The sequence below is a fragment of the Peribacillus sp. TH27 genome (genome assembly GCF_016650915.1).
GTDB lineage: Bacteria > Bacillota > Bacilli > Bacillales > DSM-1321 > Peribacillus > Peribacillus butanolivorans.
The window spans coordinates 23,719-44,431 of sequence record NZ_JAEKEV010000002.1 but is presented as its reverse complement, the minus strand read 5'-3'; the positions used below and the strand labels follow the sequence as shown (position 1 = coordinate 44,431).

Annotated in this window: 12 protein-coding genes, 2 pseudogenes and 4 riboswitches; of the genes and pseudogenes, 1 reads left to right on the top strand and 13 read right to left on the bottom strand. The window is 38.5% G+C overall.

The window, feature by feature from the left end; translation table 11 throughout:
• Positions 1 to 73: 73 nt before the first annotated feature.
• From JFU24_RS01870 to JFU24_RS01845, 6 genes are all read right to left on the bottom strand, one after another.
• Entirely contained in the window at positions 74 to 1,462 is a 1,389-nt protein-coding gene (locus JFU24_RS01870) for an amino acid permease (protein WP_201249393.1), read from the bottom strand.
• A gap of 365 nt (positions 1,463 to 1,827) precedes the next feature.
• A riboswitch (glycine riboswitch) is annotated at positions 1,828 to 1,884 on the bottom strand.
• Between the two features lie 3 nt (positions 1,885 to 1,887).
• A riboswitch (glycine riboswitch) is annotated at positions 1,888 to 1,990 on the bottom strand.
• A gap of 447 nt (positions 1,991 to 2,437) precedes the next feature.
• Positions 2,438 to 2,531, bottom strand: a riboswitch (glycine riboswitch).
• A riboswitch (glycine riboswitch) is annotated at positions 2,532 to 2,633 on the bottom strand. It abuts the riboswitch before it with no gap.
• 165 nt (positions 2,634 to 2,798) lie between these two features.
• Positions 2,799 to 3,800: an agmatinase gene (gene speB, locus JFU24_RS01865; protein ID WP_201249392.1), complete on the bottom strand. Its 1,002-nt coding sequence runs from the start codon at positions 3,798 to 3,800 to the stop codon at positions 2,799 to 2,801.
• Between the two features lie 439 nt (positions 3,801 to 4,239).
• Positions 4,240 to 5,712 carry an aldehyde dehydrogenase family protein gene (locus JFU24_RS01860; protein ID WP_201249391.1) on the bottom strand — a complete coding sequence of 491 codons (1,473 nt, stop codon included), beginning with the start codon at positions 5,710 to 5,712 and terminating at the stop codon, positions 4,240 to 4,242.
• Positions 5,713 to 5,900: 188 nt separating this feature from the next.
• Positions 5,901 to 7,082, bottom strand: coding sequence for an iron-containing alcohol dehydrogenase (locus JFU24_RS01855; RefSeq protein ID WP_242485241.1), 1,182 nt, complete (start codon positions 7,080 to 7,082; stop codon positions 5,901 to 5,903).
• Between the two features lie 260 nt (positions 7,083 to 7,342).
• Entirely contained in the window at positions 7,343 to 8,815 is a 1,473-nt protein-coding gene (locus tag JFU24_RS01850) for an aldehyde dehydrogenase family protein (protein WP_201224344.1), read from the bottom strand.
• 137 nt (positions 8,816 to 8,952) lie between these two features.
• Positions 8,953 to 10,347 (bottom strand): APC family permease, encoded by a 1,395-nt coding sequence (locus JFU24_RS01845; protein WP_201249390.1) that lies wholly within the window; start codon positions 10,345 to 10,347, stop codon positions 8,953 to 8,955.
• A 151-nt stretch (positions 10,348 to 10,498) separates the two neighbouring features.
• Between JFU24_RS01845 and JFU24_RS01840 the strand changes: the two genes are divergently transcribed.
• Positions 10,499 to 11,302, top strand: coding sequence for a MerR family transcriptional regulator (locus tag JFU24_RS01840; protein WP_201184942.1), 804 nt, complete (start codon positions 10,499 to 10,501; stop codon positions 11,300 to 11,302).
• A 278-nt stretch (positions 11,303 to 11,580) separates the two neighbouring features.
• Here JFU24_RS01840 and JFU24_RS31140 read toward each other — a convergent pair.
• The 7 genes and pseudogenes from JFU24_RS31140 to JFU24_RS01805 form a co-directional block, all read right to left on the bottom strand.
• A pseudogene (locus JFU24_RS31140) lies at positions 11,581 to 11,987 on the bottom strand (BlaI/MecI/CopY family transcriptional regulator).
• Positions 11,988 to 13,493: 1,506 nt separating this feature from the next.
• On the bottom strand, positions 13,494 to 14,105 hold the full coding sequence (locus JFU24_RS01830) for a HutD/Ves family protein (RefSeq protein WP_201249389.1): 612 nt from the start codon (positions 14,103 to 14,105) through the stop codon (positions 13,494 to 13,496).
• Between the two features lie 295 nt (positions 14,106 to 14,400).
• The gene (locus JFU24_RS01825; RefSeq protein WP_201249388.1) at positions 14,401 to 15,840 is read right to left on the bottom strand and encodes an MFS transporter; all 1,440 of its coding nucleotides are present in this window, start codon (positions 15,838 to 15,840) and stop codon (positions 14,401 to 14,403) included.
• 398 nt (positions 15,841 to 16,238) lie between these two features.
• Positions 16,239 to 16,363 (bottom strand): annotated as a pseudogene (locus JFU24_RS01820) (GlsB/YeaQ/YmgE family stress response membrane protein); the annotation flags it as partial.
• 199 nt (positions 16,364 to 16,562) lie between these two features.
• Positions 16,563 to 17,639, bottom strand: coding sequence for a Ger(x)C family spore germination protein (locus tag JFU24_RS01815; protein ID WP_201184952.1), 1,077 nt, complete (start codon positions 17,637 to 17,639; stop codon positions 16,563 to 16,565).
• Positions 17,636 to 18,730, bottom strand: a complete 1,095-nt coding sequence (locus tag JFU24_RS01810) for a GerAB/ArcD/ProY family transporter (protein ID WP_201249387.1) — start codon at positions 18,728 to 18,730, stop codon at positions 17,636 to 17,638. Before JFU24_RS01810 ends, JFU24_RS01815 begins: the two co-directional genes overlap by 4 nt.
• Positions 18,731 to 18,750: 20 nt before the next feature.
• Positions 18,751 to 20,226 carry a spore germination protein gene (locus JFU24_RS01805; RefSeq protein ID WP_201249386.1) on the bottom strand — a complete coding sequence of 492 codons (1,476 nt, stop codon included), beginning with the start codon at positions 20,224 to 20,226 and terminating at the stop codon, positions 18,751 to 18,753.
• Positions 20,227 to 20,713 lie beyond the last annotated feature (487 nt).

The following is a 20,713-nucleotide window of genomic DNA, read 5'->3' as shown; positions in this document are numbered from 1 at the left end:
GTATCATCGTTTTTTGCAAGTTGACTATTTTGATAAAGTTAATAGTAGGTCCCTGACTTTTGTCCGTAGCCTCTTAATTTTCCGCTACCTCTTTCTGATTCGCCTGATCCGCATGATTTGCCTTCGTTTTCTGCATCTTATAAATCGCAATCAGCGAAATAAACCAAACAGGAGTTACGAACAAGGCAACACGAGTATCTTCCGCAAGTGCAAGCACAACAAGTACGAAAGCTAGGAAAGCAAGGATCAAGTAATTAGAAATTGGATAAAGTGGTAATTTAAATTTGTTCATTTTCGCTAGATCTGGCCTTGTTTTGCGGTATTTCAAATGACTGATGACAGTAATTCCCCAAATAAAGATGAAACATACTGTAGAAATACTTGTAATTAACGTAAATACTCCTTCTGGCATTAAATAGTTCAAAACAACGGAAGTTAGAATGACGACAGTTGAAAAGGCCAGTGCATTGGAAGGTACTTTACGGGCATTAAGTTTTGCAAATGGCACAGGTGCATTTTTATCTTTGGCAAGTGAGTATACCATCCGGCTTGTACTGAAGATTGCACTGTTGCATGCCGAAGCAGCCGATGTTAGGACGACAAAATTGACGATACCAGCAGCTGCAGCGATACCAACAGCCACGAATACTTGGACGAATGGGCTTTCCGATGGGATGATTGCGTTCCACGGATAAACACTCATAATGACAATAAGTGCGCCAATGTAGAAAATTATAATCCGAATAGGAATATTATTGATTGCTTTTGGGATAACTTTCTCTGGATCTTCTGTTTCACCTGCTGTAAGTCCTACAAGTTCAATACCAACAAACGCAAACACTACCATCTGGAATGAGAGGATAAATCCATTTATTCCATTTGGGAACATACCTTCGTGGCTCCATAGATTCGTGAAACTGGCTGCGCCTGAATCTGTGGAAAAGCCTTTAATAATCATGAAAATACCGATAACTATAAGTGCTAGAATAGCGATAACTTTAATTAATGCAAACCAGAATTCCATTTCGCCAAAAAGTTTTACGGTTGCTAGATTCATAAATAGCAAAATGACAAGCGCAATTAAACCTGGCATCCACTGTGGTACGGAGGGAAACCAATACTGGGTATAAAGACCAACTGCTGTTAAGTCGGCCATTGCGATTGAAATCCAGCAAAACCAGTAGGTCCAACCGGTGATAAATGCTGCCATATTACCTAAATAGTCTTTTACAAAGTCAACAAAAGAATTATATTCCAAATTGGTTAAGAGTAGTTCTCCAAGAGCGCGCATGATTAAAAAGCAAATTACGCCTGTAATCATGTAAGCAAATAAAATCGATGGTCCTGCTAAGTGAATAGATTTTCCTGCTCCGAGAAATAATCCCGTTCCAATTGCCCCGCCAATAGCGATTAGTTGTACGTGCCTGTTTTTTAGGCCTCTCGACAATTTTTGTTCCTGCATATGATTTCCCACTCCCTAATTTCCAGATAATTGAATAATAATATTCCGATAAAATTTTGACATATTATTATTCAACCCAACAAAGAAAACGCTTACAATTTTAATATAATATTACTCAATATGTTGCTGATAAATATTCTGGTTCTGGTGCAAACCTCGACATAATCTACCAAGCCTTTGAAAAGATAAAGGTATTGCATTCAACCTATTGCAGATTCTCTCTAAGGTAAAAGTTGTAGTCAGGAAAATTGAATAGAAAGACTCATTCTTTAATAAATTTCATAGCACAATCCTCCTTTTTTCGTTTGTGCTATCTTTCCCAGCATAAAAAGGGCATAGGAAAGATAGGTGTTCTCCTATCTTTCCTCTGTCCTTTTACCTGAGAGTTTAACTCCTTTGGTGGCTCATAGCTCTCTCCAGAGACGCGTCCTATTGTGGTCCTTTTACCTGAGAGATTCATACCCAATTTTTTTGGGAATTGCCCCTTCGGTGCTAAACAATGCGTTTAGTCTCTCCCACAATTATCATCCGCTGATATAAAATCGCATTAACAGTTGTATAATAAATGGTTCTAATGGAAATTTCAATAAATATCTGAAAAAACTTTATTTTCAGAATTTTAAATATAGAGATAGAGCTTTCTGACAGTTCATAAATTATATGCCCCTAGTACCCCAAGTGAATTGTGAATTGAATAGGAGTAGATTGCTTTTTACAGTCGATAAACACCGTTCATAATAGTGTACTTTTACAAACTACTTATACCTTTCAAATATACACTACAGAGGATGCTTTCTAGATAAAAGCATCCTCTGTTTACGTAATCATTATTATTGGAAATCATAAAGAAAAACCTCCAATTCAATACCGAAGTTATCTTTAATGTGCTTAATAGTTTTAGTCACTTAACTTCCCTTGTTTTGGTGTACAATTCAAACCAGAACAAAAACATTTAAAGTGATAACGTTGGCAACATTCCCTTCTCTGTCCTTTTAACTGAGAGTTTAACTCTATGCTAAAAAGAGTCTTCCTCTTTGGTGGCGTTTTATAAACGCGCTCTCCAGAGTTGCGTCCCATTGTGGTTCTTATACCTGAGAGATTTGTTCCAAGGTTTTTTTTGGACCTTGCTCCTTCGGTGGCTGTCTACATTGCACTCTCCCACAATCGTCAACCGCTATACGTTTTTTGAAATACTCTAAATATTCTAAATGAATAATTATTTACATAAGTGTTTTTTATGATATCGCCTCTATTTTTATACATATTCAGGAAACTAAGAAAAGATAAAACGGAGGAAAATCACTTTATATCAGCAAACGCTTTCAAATTTAACAGACTAATGCTTCTTTATGAAGTTCTGCTCTTGATGATCGCTGATTGCATCCTGGTTTCTCTCTTTTTCTTTTAAAACATAACTAAGCAAGTCTAATGAGAGGCGCGCTGCCACTTGTCCAGTTATTCCCGTATGATCGTAAGGAGTTGCAACTTCTACCATATCAAAACCGATTACTTCTCCTCTTTTTGCAATTCCATGAAGTAATTCGTTGACTTCATCATAAAGCAGGCCTCCAGGAGAAGGTGTGCCTGTCGCAGGGGCGATCGATGGGTCGAGGCCATCAATGTCCATGGTAATATAATATTTTTCACCTGCTGGAATAAGTTCCAAAACCTGTTCAAATCCCATCTTTCTCATTTGGCGGGGAGACAAGATGACACTTCCGTATTCTCTGGCAGCATCGACATCTTCTTTTTTACTGCTGCTGATTCCACGAATGCCCAATTGGAAAATCTTTTGAACATGATTCATTTCAGATAAGCGGCGGATGCAGCTTCCATGTCCAACCCGCATTCCTGAACGGTGATCTGCCCAGTCTAAATGCGCATCAATCTGGATCACATGAAATGGCCCGAGTTCACCCAAGCCCTTTCCTACTGGAATTGTAATGGAATGATCTCCACCTAAAACAACCGGCATTGCACCTTTTGAAACGATTTTTCGAATGGCTTCTTCCGTATTATCATGGGATTGCATCATATCCCCATGTACTATGTCTACATCGCCGCAATCAACAACTTTCCATTTCGGGCCAAGATACATGATATCATTTTCAATATCATAGGCTCCATCTAACCCGAAACTATATAATGTAGAGCCTTCACGAATTCCTCTTGGACCCATTCTTGCGCCTGGCTTCCATTGTGTTCCCATATCATTTGGAACTCCAATGACAGCTACATCTGCATCTAGCTGGTCTAGATCCGGACATACGGGATATTTCCCGAAAGTACAGATTCCGGTAAAAGGTAAATTAAGATGTTGTTTTTCATTATTCGACATGTACTTTGCCTCCCACTTGTATTACGTTCTCGTTAATATATATGCAAGCTTCATGCCAACCTATAAAACTAGGCAAAATGGAATTGTGTAGTCAATAATGACTATCAGGAACCAACATATTTTCTGATTACTCGATTCTCCTTAGTAAACGCCACAGAGAAAGAGCGCGGGGGAATATAATTCATATATAGTAAAATATTATTTTTGTTTTATTAGGTCTTAAAAAAGACAAATCTTGATGAACTGGCTTTTTACTCGTAAAATAAAACAATTAGGCTGACAGCTTTCTTTCTGTTATAGCCCATCTTCAGAATTAATATTTGAAAATTTTTAAATTTTAAAATATTTGTGAATTCAAAAAAGTGCATCCTCTATTATTAGTCAAAAATTTCTTCGATGTAAGCATTACTCACTCTCTTTTATCTCTACTTCTCCATTTTTAATGATCAAACCACTTGGTTGGCTCCACTTCTAAATTAATGTTGATTTGTTTTACCTCACTAAACTCATCTAAACCATAAGTTCCTAACCCCCGACCAATCCCGCTCTGCTTGTAGCCTCCCCATGGTGCTTCATTGTAGGCTAGATTGTAGGCATTAATCCATGTAATTCCGGCTCTTATTTTCTTAATCACTCTTAAAGCCTTCGCACCGTCTTGGGAAAATACACCTGCTGCGAGGCCGTATGGAGTATCATTGGCAAGCTGGATGGCTTCCGCTTCATCTTTAAACTTTTGTACAGTCAGTACTGGCCCAAATATTTCTTCCTGAACAATTCTCATGTCCGGTTTGGTATCAACAAATATTGTCGGCTCAACAAAATAGCCCTTTTCAAGTCCATTGCTTGTGATACGCTTGCCGCCGCAGGCTAATGTAGCCCCTTCTTCTATGCCATGTTGAATATATTGGAGTACCTCATTCATATGTGCTTCACTGACAAGGGCACCCATTTCTGTAGATGGTTGATCACCAGGGCCGACCCGGATCTTTTTCGCTTTCTCTATCAGTCTATCGATAAACTTGTCGTGAATGCTCTCTTCAAGCAGCAAACGCGATCCTGCATTACAAACTTGGCCGGCGTTGACAAAAATTCCATATAAAGCATAATCCACGGCCGTATCAAAGTCTGCGTCGGCAAAAACGATGTTAGGTGACTTGCCGCCTAATTCGAGTGCAATGTTTTTAATATTTCCAGCTGCTTTTTGCATGACGTTTCTTCCTGTTGACGTGCTGCCAGTAAACGAAACCATATCAACTTTATCGCTTTCCGCTAGTTCATTTCCTACTGTTCCCCCACCACCCATAACTAGGTTTGCAACACCATCTGGTATGCCAACTTCTTTGATAATCTCGAACAATTTAGTGGTGGTAACCGGAGTTATCCCGGCTGGTTTAAACACGACCGTATTTCCTGCAGCAAGGGCAGGGGCTATTTTCCAAGCTCCCGTCAGTAAAGGGAAATTCCACGGAGCGATCAGTCCACATACCCCTACCGGCTCTCGAACAACCATAGCCTGTACAGGACCAGAAACAGGATACGTTTGGCCGTCAGGTTTAGTGACTAAGCCGGCATAATAACGAAAACAATCCGCTGCGTCAGCCATGTCAAACTCTGACTCTTTAAGAGGTTTTCCGGTATTGGCTGTTTCAAGTTGGCTAAGCTCAGATACATGTTCTTCAATTTTCTCTGCTATTTTAAATAAATAGGAAGCCCGTTCCGAAGCCGGTAAGTCCGACCAAATCCCGGAATCAAATGCGGTTCGTGCCGCATCAATGGCCATCCGGGCATCTTCTGCATTTCCGTTAGGTGCCTCTGCAATGATCTTGCCGTTTGCCGGATTTACAATATTTTTCTTCTGTTTACTTAAAGAATCCATCCACTCACCGTTTATAAACATTTTCAACTTATGCAATTTGAAAAACCTCCAGTTCGTTATTCTTACTTTATAGCAATCTCATATCCATAAATAGCTAATTATGTACCCGCAGCAAGTGGGCATACGCATGTTTTCTGTAAACCATGGCGGCCGCCCAATTAAAACTCCCATTAAGCCGACCGCCGATTCAAAAATTCTAGATCAACATTAATCTAGTTAAATTTTTAAATTAATGTTGTGTTTTTCGCCTCATAAGTCTTTTGGAATAATGCCAAATAATCTTCGCGTGTCACTTTTCTTGAATTCGTCTGTGTACATAAATGAACTGCTGCCCCGTCAGCAAGGAATGGGAAATCTTCAGGATTGATATTATTTAAATCTCGAAAATCAGGAATGCCAATTTTACGAGCAAGCTCTTTTAACAAAACAACACCTTCATAGGCAGTTTCCTCAATTGTTTTACCTTCTTTATTTGCTCCAAGTTTTTCAGCTACAATTGAATGCTTTTCAGGGTTTGAAGGAATATTAAATTCAAACACATGTGGAAGAAATATAGAATTTGCTACCCCATGTGGAGTATCATAAAGACCTCCAAGTGGTTCAGCCATAGCATGTACAGCACCAAGATCCGCGTGATTAAATGCCATACCTGCAATTAAACTGGCTACAAGCATATTTTTCCGTCCTTCTAAGTCGTTCCCATTTTCTACAGCTAACGGAAGGTACTTAGCAATTAATTCAATTGAATAAAGACTGAGAGCATCTGAAATTGGTTCAGCAATATTGCTGGTATAAGCTTCGATAGCATGTGTAAGTGCATCCATTCCAGTAGCAGCAGTAATAGATTTAGGCAGAGTTAGAGTTAATTCAGGATCCAAAATTGCTAGTTTCGGAGCCAATCTAATGTCAAGTATAGCCTCTTTCTGTTTTGTAACTGTATCTGTAATGACAGAACCTGTTGTAACCTCACTTCCAGTACCTGAAGTTGTAGGAATACAAATAAGTGGAGTGATTTCTCTCTCTAGTAAATTAAAACCGTAACGATCTCTAAGCTCTCCTCCATGGGTTAAAAGTGTACCAATTGCTTTTGCTGTATCCATCGAACTTCCGCCGCCAAGACCTATCAAAAGATCTATTTCCTCGTCTTTAAATTGTTGATAGGCTCTATGGCAATCTACATCTTTTGGATTAGGAGTAATTTCATCAAAAACAATATAATTGACACCTTCTTGGTCTAACGAATCGGTAACCTTTTGTAAAATTCCAGTTTGCGCCAGTCCTTTATCGGTAATTAGAAGTGCCTTTTTTCCTCCTAGCTCTTTTGCTCTTTTCCCAATATTTTTAACTTTTCCGTTCCCAAACTCTATAGAAGTAGGAAGATTGAAATTAAAATCCCAGATCATCATTAATGTCCCCTTTCAATTTTTCAAACAGTGTAATAGTACAGTGACTCACTCTCTTTTACTCTTTTACTCTTTTACTCTTTTACTCTTTTTACTCTTTTACTCTTTTACTCTTTTACTCTTTTACTCTTTTACTCTTTTACTCTTTTACTCTTTTACTCTTTTACTCTTTTACTCTTTTACTCTTTTACTCTTTTACTCTTTTACTCTTTTACTCTTTTACTCTTTTACTCTTTTACTCTTTTATATCTACTTATCCATTTTTAATGATCAAACCACTTGGTTGGCTCCACTTCTAAATTAATGTTAATTTGTTTTACCTCACTAAACTCATCTAAACCAAAAGTTCCTAATCCACGGCCAATTCCGCTCTGTTTGTAGCCTCCCCACGGTGCTTCATTGTAGGCTAGATTATAAGCATTAATCCACGTAATTCCTGCTCTTATTTTCTTAGTCACTCTTAAAGCCTTCGCGCCGTCTTGTGAAAATACACCTGCTGCGAGGCCGTATGGAGTATCATTGGCAAGTTGGATGGCTTCCGCTTCATCTTTAAATTTTTGCACGGTAAGTACTGGCCCGAAGATTTCTTCCTGAACAATTCTCATGTCCGGTTTGGTATCAACAAATATCGTCGGCTCAACAAAATAGCCCATTTCAAGTCCATTGCTTGTGATACGCTTGCCGCCGCAGGCTAATGTCGCCCCTTCTTCTATGCCAAGTTTAATATATTGGAGTACCTTATTCATATGCGCTTCACTGACAAGGGCACCCATTTGTGTAGACGGTTGATCACCAGGGCCGACCCGGATCTTTTTCGCTTTCTCTATCAGTCTATCGATAAACTTGTCGTGAATGCTCTCTTCCAGCAGCAAACGCGATCCTGCATTACAAATTTGGCCGGCGTTGACAAAAATTCCATATAAAGCATAATCCACGGCCGTCTCAAAGTCTGCGTCGGCAAACACGATGTTAGGTGACTTGCCGCCTAATTCGAGTGCAATGTTTTTAATATTTCCAGCTGCTGCTTTCATGATGCTTCTGCCTGTCGATGTACTGCCAGTGAACGAAACCATATCAACTTTATCGCTTTCCGCTAGTTCATTTCCTACTGTTGCACCACCACCCATAACTAGATTTGCAACGCCATCTGGTATGCCAACCTCTTCGATAATCTCAAATAATTTAGTAGTCGTAATCGGAGTGACCTCGGATGTTTTAAATACAATCGTATTTCCTGCAGCAAGGGCAGGGGCTATTTTCCAAGCTCCAGTCAGTAAAGGGAAATTCCACGGAGCGATCAGTCCACATACCCCTACCGGCTCTCGAACAACCATGGCCTGTACAGGACCGGAAACAGGATACGTTTGGCCGTCCGGTTTAGTGACTAAGCCGGCATAATAACGAAAACAATCCGCTGCATCCGCAATGTCAAACTCTGCTTCTTTAAGAGGTTTTCCGGTATTGGCTGTTTCAAGTTGGCTAAGCTCAGATGCATGTTCTTCAATTTTCTCTGCTATTTTAAATAAATAGGAAGCCCGTTCCGAAGCCGGTAAGTCCGACCAAATCCCGGAATCAAATGCGGTTCGTGCCGCATCAATGGCCATCCTGGCATCTTCTGCATTTCCGTTGGGAGCCTCCGCAATGATCTTGCCGTTTGCGGGGTTAACAACATTACTCGTTTGTTTACTCAAAGAATCCATCCACTCACCGTTTATAAACTTTTTCAGCTTCAACAATTTGAAAAAACCTCCTGTTCGTTATTCTTACTTTAACAATCCCACTTTAAAAATAGGTAACGCTTTCATTTTTCCTTATTTTCAAAATATTCACACCTCCTTTAGTTACATATACTTACTTCAGTGTAAAAAACGGATTAAAAGTCTTCTACCTTTTGGGAAAGAATTTTTTCATTCATATCTTCTACCTCTTGAGGAATGATCTCCTCATCAAAATGAAACTCAGGAAGAGGCTTGCGGAAAAAATTTGTCATATAAAGAAGATATGCTAAGCCACATATCACCCAAATGCCTCCAAGAATCAATGCCTCTATTTCTAAATGTGACCATAACCACATAGTAAATACTGCGCCAATGAACGGTAAAAATAAATACCTTATGCAATCGTTAAAAGATCGTTTCTGATTTTTTATAAAATAATGGGCGATGACAGATAGATTAACAGATGTAAAAGCAATGAGCCCTCCAAAATTGATAAACTTGATGACTTGCTCCAGAGTTAACACGACGCCTAGTAAAGAAATTATTCCTATCACTATAATTCCGTGTGACGGTGTTTTAAATTTGGGATGAATATAACCAAATAGATTTTCAGGCAATACTGAATCCCGGCCCATTGCATATAACACACGTGATGCGCTTGTAATTGAAGCAACTCCTGAAGAAAAGTTACCAATAATTACCGCAGTAATAAATAATGATTTAAATAGGTTTCCTCCAACAAGTATAGCGATTTCCATGGCTGCTGAATCAGTGTTTTCAAATGAAAAACCCGGATAGACCAATTGTGCTAAGTAGGAAGAGCCAATATACAAAACCCCTATTAATAGCAACATTATGATAATAGCTCTTGGGATGGTTTTTTCAGGATTGATTGTTTCCTCTGACAAGGTAGTAAGTGAGTCAAAACCAAGGAAACTAAAACAAAGAATTGAAGAGCCTGCTAAGATTACTGACAAGGGAACCTCTGAATTGAATAATGGTTTACTCGAGAAAAGAGTTCCTGTCCCAACTCCATCTAATAAATTTTTGACGGTTAATATCCAGAAAAAACAAACGAAAATGATTTGAGCAATAACGAAAATTTTACTTGCGGATGCTGATGTCTTTACCCCTAGTATGCTTGGTACAACTATGATAGTAGTTAAAAGAATAATCCACACATAATGTGGAATCCCTGGAAACACTGCACTTAAAAAGACAGTGGACATCAAACACGTCACCATAGGTGTTAAAATATAATCAAGCATAATTGTCCAACCTACAAGAAACCCAACTTCAGAATTAATAGACTTTTGAGTAAATTTATAAGCTGAACCTGAGATAGGATATGCTTTTGCCATCTTTCCGTAGCTGAGCGCTGTAAACAGTATCGCTAGAAATGCAATAATGTACGCACCCGTAATTACACCATGTGAGGTTACGGTAGCTATTCCATAGGTATTAAAAAATACCATGGGGTTATTCCAAGCAATCCCTAAAAAAACAACCTGTGACAAAGTAAGTGTTCTAGCAAGTTTCTTCCGTTTCATAATCAGCTCCCTCACATTTATAAAGAATACTCAGAAGATTTAAATTATTGTGTATTTTGATTATAAAGGTTGTTGTAACACAAAGGTCAACACCTGTATTATATTTTTTAAGGGGGCGATTATACTGAAAGAAAAATTAACAATTGGTGAGATGGCAAAGTTACGAGGGATGACTACGGAGACCTTGCGCCATTATGATCGGATTAACTTATTCAAGCCGCAATATATCGATTCACATTCGGGATACCGCTACTATTCTATTTTCCAGTACGAGGTTTTAGGAACCATCAAAGAATTACGACAACTTGGAATGAGTACGGACGAAATAAAGGATTATTTCAATGAACGCAATTTTAGTAAGTCTTTGGACATTCTTAAAGCAAAGCACGCAGATCTTGTTTCAAAGCTGAACGAATTAACTGACTTGGAGGAAAATATCCGGGAAAAAATTGTATATTTGGATCACGTAGCAAGAGAAACGGAACTTCAAACGGTTATGTTTCGTGAATTAGGACGCAGGAAGTTAATTACATTGAATGAAAAAATCAATAATAATTTGGAACTCTGTTATGGTGTTATAAGGCTAGAAAATATGCTTGCTGAGAAGACACCGATTCTGGCCAGTAACAGACTAGGCATTCTCATCCAGGAAGCGGATCTTAGAACTAAACGTTTTGAAGAACCATCAGTCATTTTCGTTGTGGCAAAAAGTAAAGAAAAAATACCAAAACAGTACCAACGGATCGTTCCGGCTGGGTTATTTGCGTGTATCCGATATAACGGAGAATTACTATGGAACCGAAGCGAAAGCTTGAGTAAAATATTTGATTATCTTGATGAAGGTGGTTATCAAATTACCGGCGATGCGCTGCAAATTATGCATGTTGATATTACGATCACAGATAAACCAAACGAGATTACCTTTGAAATTCAAGTTCCCGTTCAAAAGATCTGACCTATTTGCGCAGGACAAATGTTTATTTGTATGGTTTAGACGAGAAGTTTTGATATGGAATTGAACTAGCTAAATGCTAGTTCTTTTTTCAGTAGGGATGCCAACGAAAAAACAATTAAGTGGAAATCCTCACTCTTCGCGTTGTAAAATTTACATATTACACTAATATTTAACGGTAATTATTTAATTATTGGCTTTAATATTTAATCCAAAAAAGATGTGTACCCAAAGCGCTCCCATTTGGCCCCATACTACACAGGCAATTAAAAGACTCAGGCTTAACACGCCTCTTTTAAGGATTGAATTATTTGTTCCAATTTTTCAATTAAACTTTGGTCAGCGTCTTTTATGGCATCAAGCAGCTAATGACAGCACCACCAAATTCATCTAGCAAATTCTCAGTTAGTTTCTTTGAATGCTCTTCTAAAAACTCCTCCTTAGACTGCACGGGGCGAAATAATGAAAGCCACCCTTCAACCTCTTTTCAAGAACGCCTTTTTCAACTGACGATTCTTACTGTCATCAAAGTATGAAAGTTGATAGGCTTGTCATGCCCCAAGGACTGCTGAACCACTTTAATACTCAGATCATTTTTATCCCATAAATATTCCATGATATTAGCGACTAATGGACCAAAGAAACGATTCAGTCCAACTTCATCATATTTAAAATTTTTAATATTCATCTTTTACCCTCCACTACGAATTGTATTGGAAAACCTTGCTAGAATCAGGTTTCATCCGGAAGATTAGATCTGAAGAATATCCGAATTTATGTATGGTGTACCGCCAACATTTTGACGTAAACCTACGTTAAGAGTTTATATGAAATTAAAAAGACGATTTGTCCTACTCTATGCGAAAAAAGTTTTATTTTTGTTTCTTGTTATACTCCCTCAGTTAATTAAACAGCAATAAAAACTCACAAAATAAAATTAGCACGAGTGAAGGCTAAACATAAGTGAATAATACGATGAAAATAAACATTGAAATTTTTAGAGACATGGTTAAAAAATCCAAGGTATCTAAAAAGGTTCAAAATTTTCTACGTGAAAATGGCGACCCTTATAAATTTCTGAATCGAAGTATTCCTTTTGCATCCAATGGATACCTCCTCTATCTACTTGTGAAATCCAAACTTTTTATCAATCATTTCTTCTTTAAATAACCTATCCCTTTAGCTCCATGAGAAAAAGAGCTGCTGAAGCAACTCCCTTTTTGACACCCGTTAGTTGAAGAAGTGAAAATTATCCAAACCGTAAAATTGAATTTAACATTCTAGGTCTATTCTTTTCAAAGTCTTTTATTAGTTCCTTGCCGTATGTAGTTATTGTCGCTGGTTTGCTATTAATTTATAGTATCTTAAAAATTAATTTGCATTCTGGTGGTAGTTCCTCAATTAATTTTTTCAATCGCTGCTGTTCATGTGGCTTATTTTAGCAACCCTTATTATTGAAGAAAAGCACCCGTTAGCCATCCATGAAGCGCAAAAATCAGCGCTTCACCACAGAGAATGAAAATTGGTTTCTAGGTCGATAATGTTTTAAACGAAGAAGGTCGTTGAACTATGGTGCCTTTGAGCCCCTCCGTTAGTCTGACTCCGACGACCACGGTGTACCACCGACTGTCGCGCCCTTTATGGGTAACACTCATGGGAGATTAATCCTTTTTTGGTCGTCGCGCTAGCCTCTACTTAATTTGCTATAATTGGAGGTTTTTGTTTAACGACTTACCAAACTCAATCAGATCACTCATAAGGTTCAGCCTTTTTTTTAAAAGTCATTTTTGGGTCTATCTTTTGTATGCTCTTTTTTGGTTTTAAGAATATTTTAATTTTCATGGGAGTGAAATAAATCTTAGAGAAAAATCACAATAAATAGTAAGCCTATACCAATAAGAACTCCACCAATCAACTCATAGTTGCCCAACAAGAAGAACAATTTACTTTTGTTTTTAAAATCGTATGAAAGAATCCTTATTCTTAACCAAAATCCAAAAATGCCAATAAAAAAAATGCGAAAAGAAGTAACATTGGAGTATTTTTAATATATCGTTCACTCCCCATTTTTTACACCTACCAGTAATCATCAAATAATAATGATTGATTTATTTGGTTGAGCCTCTTAACCCACAATTCGAAAGAATAATATACTTCTAGTAAATATTTTTGCACTAGAACCAAAATATCTCTATCAATAAAAAATACTTACCTTAATAATTTTTGCAATTGAGTCATTGTGATTGGATAACTTTATATTTAAATTGTTGCATGAATGATCCATGTTTAAGATTACTACGTCACCTTGATCTAAAACAAAAGTCTCTTTTTCATCTATACTCATTTTACTTGTTCCTTTGACACAATAAAAGGCTTCGGATCTATTCGTAGATTCCCTATTTTCCAACACTTCATGTTGGATCCCATTATTAATATGAATCATGTTAAGGTCTCCCTCGCATCCTTCTGCTAACATCAAATTAAAATCCGTAACCCTCCCAATACTTCGGGTTGTCCAGCCGCCATCAAACCGATCCTGTTCAAATGGCTTTAAATACACATGGTGCTTTCCCTTATGTTGAAGCAACATTTCTCCATCAAGGATCATGATAATTCTCTGAATGCCTGGAAGATGAGTAAATAAGGATTCGTCTACCTCAACATCTGCGGTGCTTAACCGCCATTTGAAATCACGCTTCGAGTAATCTCCATTTTCAGGATAAATAGCAAGTTGAGTTGTTTTACCACCTGACCAAAGGCTTGTTATTTGTTCACTTTTTCTTATTAATTTTAGTAAATATGACAACTAATTTCTCCCCTTTTATTATTACATTACTTAAGTTTAAACCACGCCCAATGTAGTTCAAAATTGGTGTTATGTCAATAGGATGGATACGATAAACAGAGAGGAATAGCTGAGCTTAGCAGGATTAGTTCTATTAAAAAAAGGCTGCCGCAGCAACCCCTGTTTTTGAAGTAATGCACCTGTTAGCGAAATAAGCCCACCTATATAAAGCCTTTATGTGATACCTTTTAAAATCATACTTATGGTTGACGACATCTACAACAAAATCCTGTTCTTCTTCTATACCAATTTTAGGTTAATGATTTGGTTCTGGCTCAGTATTGTTCCTGTAATCTATTTTTATTGCTTTTTCGTTTGTTGTTTTTCCAGTATCTTTTGGTACTAATGCTATTATAGAAATGATTGAAAGTATACCGAAGATTACGTTTGCGATAATACCACCTGTTGCAGCAACTTCGACACTACTAACAGCTGCAATGGCACCATAAACAGTAGCAGAAATCGCAACTCCGAACGCTCCACCTAGTGAGCTTGCCATTTTGTAAACCCCTGCTGCTGCTCCAACTTTATCAGGAGGTGAATTAGATACAGATGTATCTGTAGAAGGGGTTGCGTATATTCCAAGTCCAAGACCGAATAAAGCAAATCCAATGAATACGGCAACAGTATAGGAAAAACCAGGTAAGAATGTTAAGCCCATTAGTGCACAACCAACTGTCGTTATTATAGCTCCCCAAATCATTGGAGATTTTGCCCCGGATTTTTGTAAAATTTTCTCACCAACACGAATCATTGCAAGTACTGCTATTAAATACCCGATTGATAACAATCCAGATTGGAAAGCCGTAAATCCACGACCAACTTGAACATACGTATTAGCAACCACTAGTGTTCCAGCTACAGCGTTTAACAAGAAATTGGAATATGTGGCACCTGCGTATGGTTTATTTTTAAATAAAGAGAAGTCAATTAGAGCTATGTCATTATTTCTTTCCACTTTGACGAATACTATAATCCCAATGATTGTGATAACCGCACAGACTAATGTAATAGTACTTGTCCAACCCCAATCTGCTCCGCGAGTAATGAAAAGGTTCAATGCAAGCATCGTAATGATAAAAATAACTAATCCGGTATAGTCAAATTTAAAAGCACCAGTTGATTCTGCTTTACTTTCTGGAGTGTCTTTAATAAGCCACATCGCAAGAAGAGCGAAAATAATCGAAAAGATGAAAATCCATCTCCAGCCCATATATGTTGCTATCGCACCACCAGCTAGCGAACAAACACCTGAGCCGCCCCAAGAACCAATGGACCAGAAACTGAGGGCACGTTGGCGATCAGCCCCCTCATAATAAGCTTTCACTAAAGCAATTGTTGCTGGCATAATACATGCTGCTGAAATCCCTATGAGGATACGTCCGATAATTAATAATGCTGCGCCTTGAGTCAAAACAATAAGCAAGGAACCGATAATGCTTAAAATTAACCCTAAATACGTAATTTTTTTACGTCCAATCTTATCTGCAAGGCCACCAGCTGCAACGATAAACATACCTGAGAACAAAGCAGATAAACTAATTGCTATATTTAATGTTCCAAGTGAAATGCCTAAATCTTTCTGAACGGCCGGAACAATATTGACCATAGACTGGGCAAAGAGCCAAAATGTGATGACCCCAAATACAATTCCTGTAATCATTTTATTTGTGCCTTTATAACTTGTTGTTTCCATAATTACACCTCCATTATTAGCGTTTGTAAAGGACGATTGCATGGCCTTTCCACCCAATAAATAGAAAAAACCCTACACGCTCAGTTAGTTTTCATAGCACTTTTTACACTACCATTTTTATCCGACGATTGATTATTTATATGTTCCTGTTTAAATATTTGCAGATTAATTCTAAAATATTCTGCAAAGGATCATTCATCCATAACTATGCTAAAGTGAGAATTCCCTTTATTCGCAAATTCACTTGCTTTTATTATTGAATAATAAACAAAAAATAAGACACCTTCTTACTTAAGAAGTGCGCCCTTTAATGTATTAACTAAAATATAGCCTCAGTTGTTGGTTTGGAAAAAAGGTTGATTAAAAAGATGTTTCAAACACTGATTTTAATAGAAATAAAAAGAACCTATTTTGAATAAGCCTAACCAAGCACCTACGAAACCATTGATATTACCAATGGAGTATCGCGTCCGATAATCATACCTGCTAACCAGCCAATAATTAATGACCATAAAAATGACATTTTTCTTCCTCCTTTGAATTTCCTTTTTAAAGAAATCGATCCGTAATGTACTTTAACCTTTGAACTTTCGGCTAAGTAAGTTTTGAAATCACTCCTATGCAATAAATGGTACACGGAATTTACTTTTAAATAATCGTATAAGCCTTCAAACATTTTTTAATTATCCTTTTTGAGTCACTCCCTTTTTTGACGTCACTTTCTATTCGGTGATGCCGGTGTTCACAATACGAACCTTCATATCAAATTCAACAGGAACGGTTGGGTAGCGGTCTTTCCATGCTTCTTTATCAAAGTTCCGAAAATGGCTCCGGACTTTTTCGCCGATTCCGAGCGGATCAATCTTTAGCTCCTGAAATTTCCTCATCATCTTTTCCGCTCTTTTCGTGGTTTCTTTGCTCCATTCCTGCTCCACTTCTTTCATGGTGTTCCCTTTCATCAACACGCTGGAAGCATCTTTAACCTCTCCTATCAACGAGACATGAACCGACACCCGCGGATTGTCTTGGCTGCCGGACACTTTATATTTCACTTTGGATCGAATATTTTCAGTAGCAATGTACTTTTTATTTTTGAAGCTTATTTCATACGTGCCTGTTTTAGTCTTTTCGTAAAAGAGTTTAAATACATAACTGTCCTTATTGGAAAGCTCTCCTACGTAGAGATCATCCTTAAAAAGAGCGAGACCTTTATATTGAATATGATCGTCTTTTTTCCCGATAATAGGTAGAAAAGGATCTTGAGCGAACCCGTCATATTGATCCAGGAAAGCATGAACAGTTGGTTCAGGAACAATGTCTTTCAGATTTCTCTCCATGAAATCGGAAAGATATTGAGCAGATGTCGGCGCATTAGGATACTTAAAAGTTAACAGCTCCTCGACGCTGCCGTCGACGACCGCCATGTAAACATCTCTGCCAATATCGGTAGAGCGGCCGAGTGGATCAGTAAGCTCGGCGACTCCGTGTTTTGCCAGATCTTTACTAATCAAAAAATTCTGCAAACGTCCAGTGGCAAGTCTTCTTTGGGACTCCATCTGCTGCTTTTGTAAGATGTCTAGAACGGTATGGCCGACCGCCGTAAAGAAGGCATTGAGCGGCTGAACATCTAACCCCGCAGGATAAAAAGGAGCGGCGGCTGTTCCCTTCATCCGGTCCTCGTCCACATAGTCATAACCAATGGCGGAAACGTGCTGGATATCTTCAAGTATCTTTGTTTCAATCGAATAATTGAACAGCAGGATGAGCGTAAAAATGCTCCAAAAGAGGTACCTTTTCATGACGTTCGCCTCATTTTACTTTTAATCATTTGGTAAAAGAAGAGAAATGGAATGTAAGCATACATGACATAAAGGCTCACCAAGCCCATTACTGTATTTAGCTGCTCGATCTGCTCGCGGTTTTTCAAGAGAACAGCCACCACAGCTGTCATGATGATAACGAAAATAAGGCTATGTTTTTGCTTCACGGTAAACAGCTGCTTTAGTCCTCTCGTGCCGGCCCAAATAAATATACAAACACTATTAAGAGCGTTAAACAGCCAAAGGGAGAGCCCCATAAACTCAAACCTTTCAAGAAAAGGAAAATCAGCAATTTTCCAAATAGTTAATGTCGGCCAAATCGACTCAAGTAATTGAGCCTTAGTAAAGTACATAAGGGAAACGATCATTATTACTAAATAACTAAAAGTACTGAACGCCGCTCCATAATGCACCCACTTTTGCGAGCTTGGAGCATTTTTTATAAAAGGATAAAAGAAAAAAAGTGTTTCAAATCCCGTTAAACTATACGTCATCTTTTTAGAGGCGGATAAGAACTCAACTGCGGTATGATCCAAAATAGGCAAAAGATGAGAAAAATGCACGTGCCGTAAAGGGAACTCTAACATTATAAAAAATATAGGAGTCGTTAAGATGAAACTGAGGAAGCAAATCCCAACAACGACTCGAAAGCCTCCGATTACATACACATAAACGAGCGAAGAGAGAATCAGGGCCATATACCATGTTTCCAATTGCGGAAAGATCCAGACTTGAATCAATTCGATATAACTACGGAACACAGAGACAGCCAAAGTCAGCAAATAAACAATCAAAGCCAAACTGAGGAGCCCTCCAAGCCCTTTTCCAAACAGTTCCTTGTGGATAACAGTAATATCATTCGTTCCTTTATTTAATATTTGATAAATCATCCACAAGACAATGTGAATCGAGAGACCGGCGATAATAACAGCGATCCAGGCATCATTGCCCACGGCTTTAACAATATACCGTTGAAAGCTGAAAACGCCCAAGCCAAATTGCGCCGCTACTATTAGATAAAAAACAAAGAAAGGAGAGACTTTCCGGCTCTCCGGCGGTAAGGGCAGCATACAGCACCTCCAAATGCAAATTAGTCGTCAATATCCCATTCTTTTTTTTGCGGAGCCTCCTGCTGAAATCTTACACGGTCTTTTGCTCTTATTTGGAGGGGACGGAGTGCTTGCTTGCTGAACGGCAGTCGAATAATAGAGTCTTTGAAATCCTTCACGCGCAAAGGATAGATCGGCTCAAGAAAAGGACGACCGAGAGAAGTCAGCTTTAATAAATGAGACATAAGAAAAGCAAAGCAGACGGCGACTCCGACAAGGCCTAGCAGCTGGGCAAGCAGGATAAATGGAAAGCGGATCAGGCGGATCACGTTGCTAAGTTGGTAGATAGGCGTAGTGAAAGAAGCAAGCGCGCCCGTGGCCACGACAATGAGCAGTACATTGCTCGTCAAGCCTGCTTGAACGGCCGCTGTTCCGAGCACTATACCGCCGACAATCCCAATCGTTTGGCCAATCTTTGTCGGCAGCCGGGCGCCTGCTTCCCGCAAAAGCTCAATCGCCAATTCAAGGAGAACAGCTTCCAAAAAAGGTGGAAACGGAATACTTCCCCGTGATGTAATCAGCAAGCTGAGTACATCACGGGGAATCATTTCATAATGATAAGTTAAAATGGCTACATAAGTCGATGTGGCTAAAACTGAGAAAAGAACCGCAATGAGCCGGAGGAGCCGGAAAGCGGATGCGACATTCCAAATGGAAAGATAGTCTTCAAATGCCGTGAAAAATGTAATGAGTGACACGGGACCTGATATCGCAGTGGGCGATCCGTCCGAAAAGATGGCAACTTTCCCTTCGGCGAGTAAGGCGGCCAGTCGATCAGGCCTCTCTGTGTCGACTAACTGTGGGAATGGCGAGTTTTTATTATCGGTAATCATTTGGCTGAGAAACGAACTGTCGGCAATTTCATCGTATTCAATCCCTTGAATCCGCTGGATGACCGTATTCACGTTGTCCGAGTCAGCGATTCCTTTCACGTAGACGACCGCGATCCGGGTTTTTGATAACTTTCCGACCATCAGTTCTTTAACCTGCAGTTCTGGAATCGGCAGACGTTTGCGCACGAGATTTAAATTTGTATCGAGTGATTCAACAAAGGCTTCCTTAGGACCAACGACTGAGTATTCCGTTTCCGGAGTGGCTACTTGCCGTTTTTCGACGGCTGGTGCCGGAACAGTCAGGCAGGCAGGCTGCCCTTCTTTCTTGTAAAAAATCAAATTTCCGGTCATTAATTTATCTTGAATATCCGGTATATTGTCCGTAATAGAAAGATCCTCGATCAACAGCTTTTCTTTTATTTCTTCTAAAGTAGAAAACTCTTCTTTAACTATAGGGAGAATATCGTGGTGAATAATCTCTGGTTTAACTAAAGTTTTAAAATAGGCAATGAAGAAGGGCGAGTTTTCATAAAGCCTGAAAGTAAGAAAGTCTGCTGACTCTCCGCACGCTGTTAAAAGCTTGGCCAGCTCGCTTCTTTGAAAAGCTGAATCGTTTTTAGGCATTGGAAATTTCACCTCCCTTTACTATTACTCTGGGGAAAAGTAAATTCAATAATTTTAATATGGGTATAGCAAACAAAACTTATACACATTATCAATGTTGAATAACAATAAAATTGTTTTATTTAAATAAAGGGGTTTTACAAAATCCCCATCTAGCTAAGCGTCCATGTGTTAATTTAAAGTGTATTCTCTTTATTTTGCTACATTAATACTAAAATTGCGCATGACAAAAAAAACCATTAAATAGAGTTTTTAAATAATATTGGGCAACTTTGAGTTTTTGTGACATCGAATGATCATAGACAATACCTAGATATCAAAGACCGTTTTCTTGTTATAACGATGACATTTCCGTCCGTTTTTCTCCAAAAGGTAATACAGACGAAGAAAAGTCTTTGATATACGTTTTTATAGTTGGATGGAGGAGCTTTACTAGGTTTAGACTTCCAATTTTTTAATTTATTTTTCAAGTAATCCTTTAAAATGG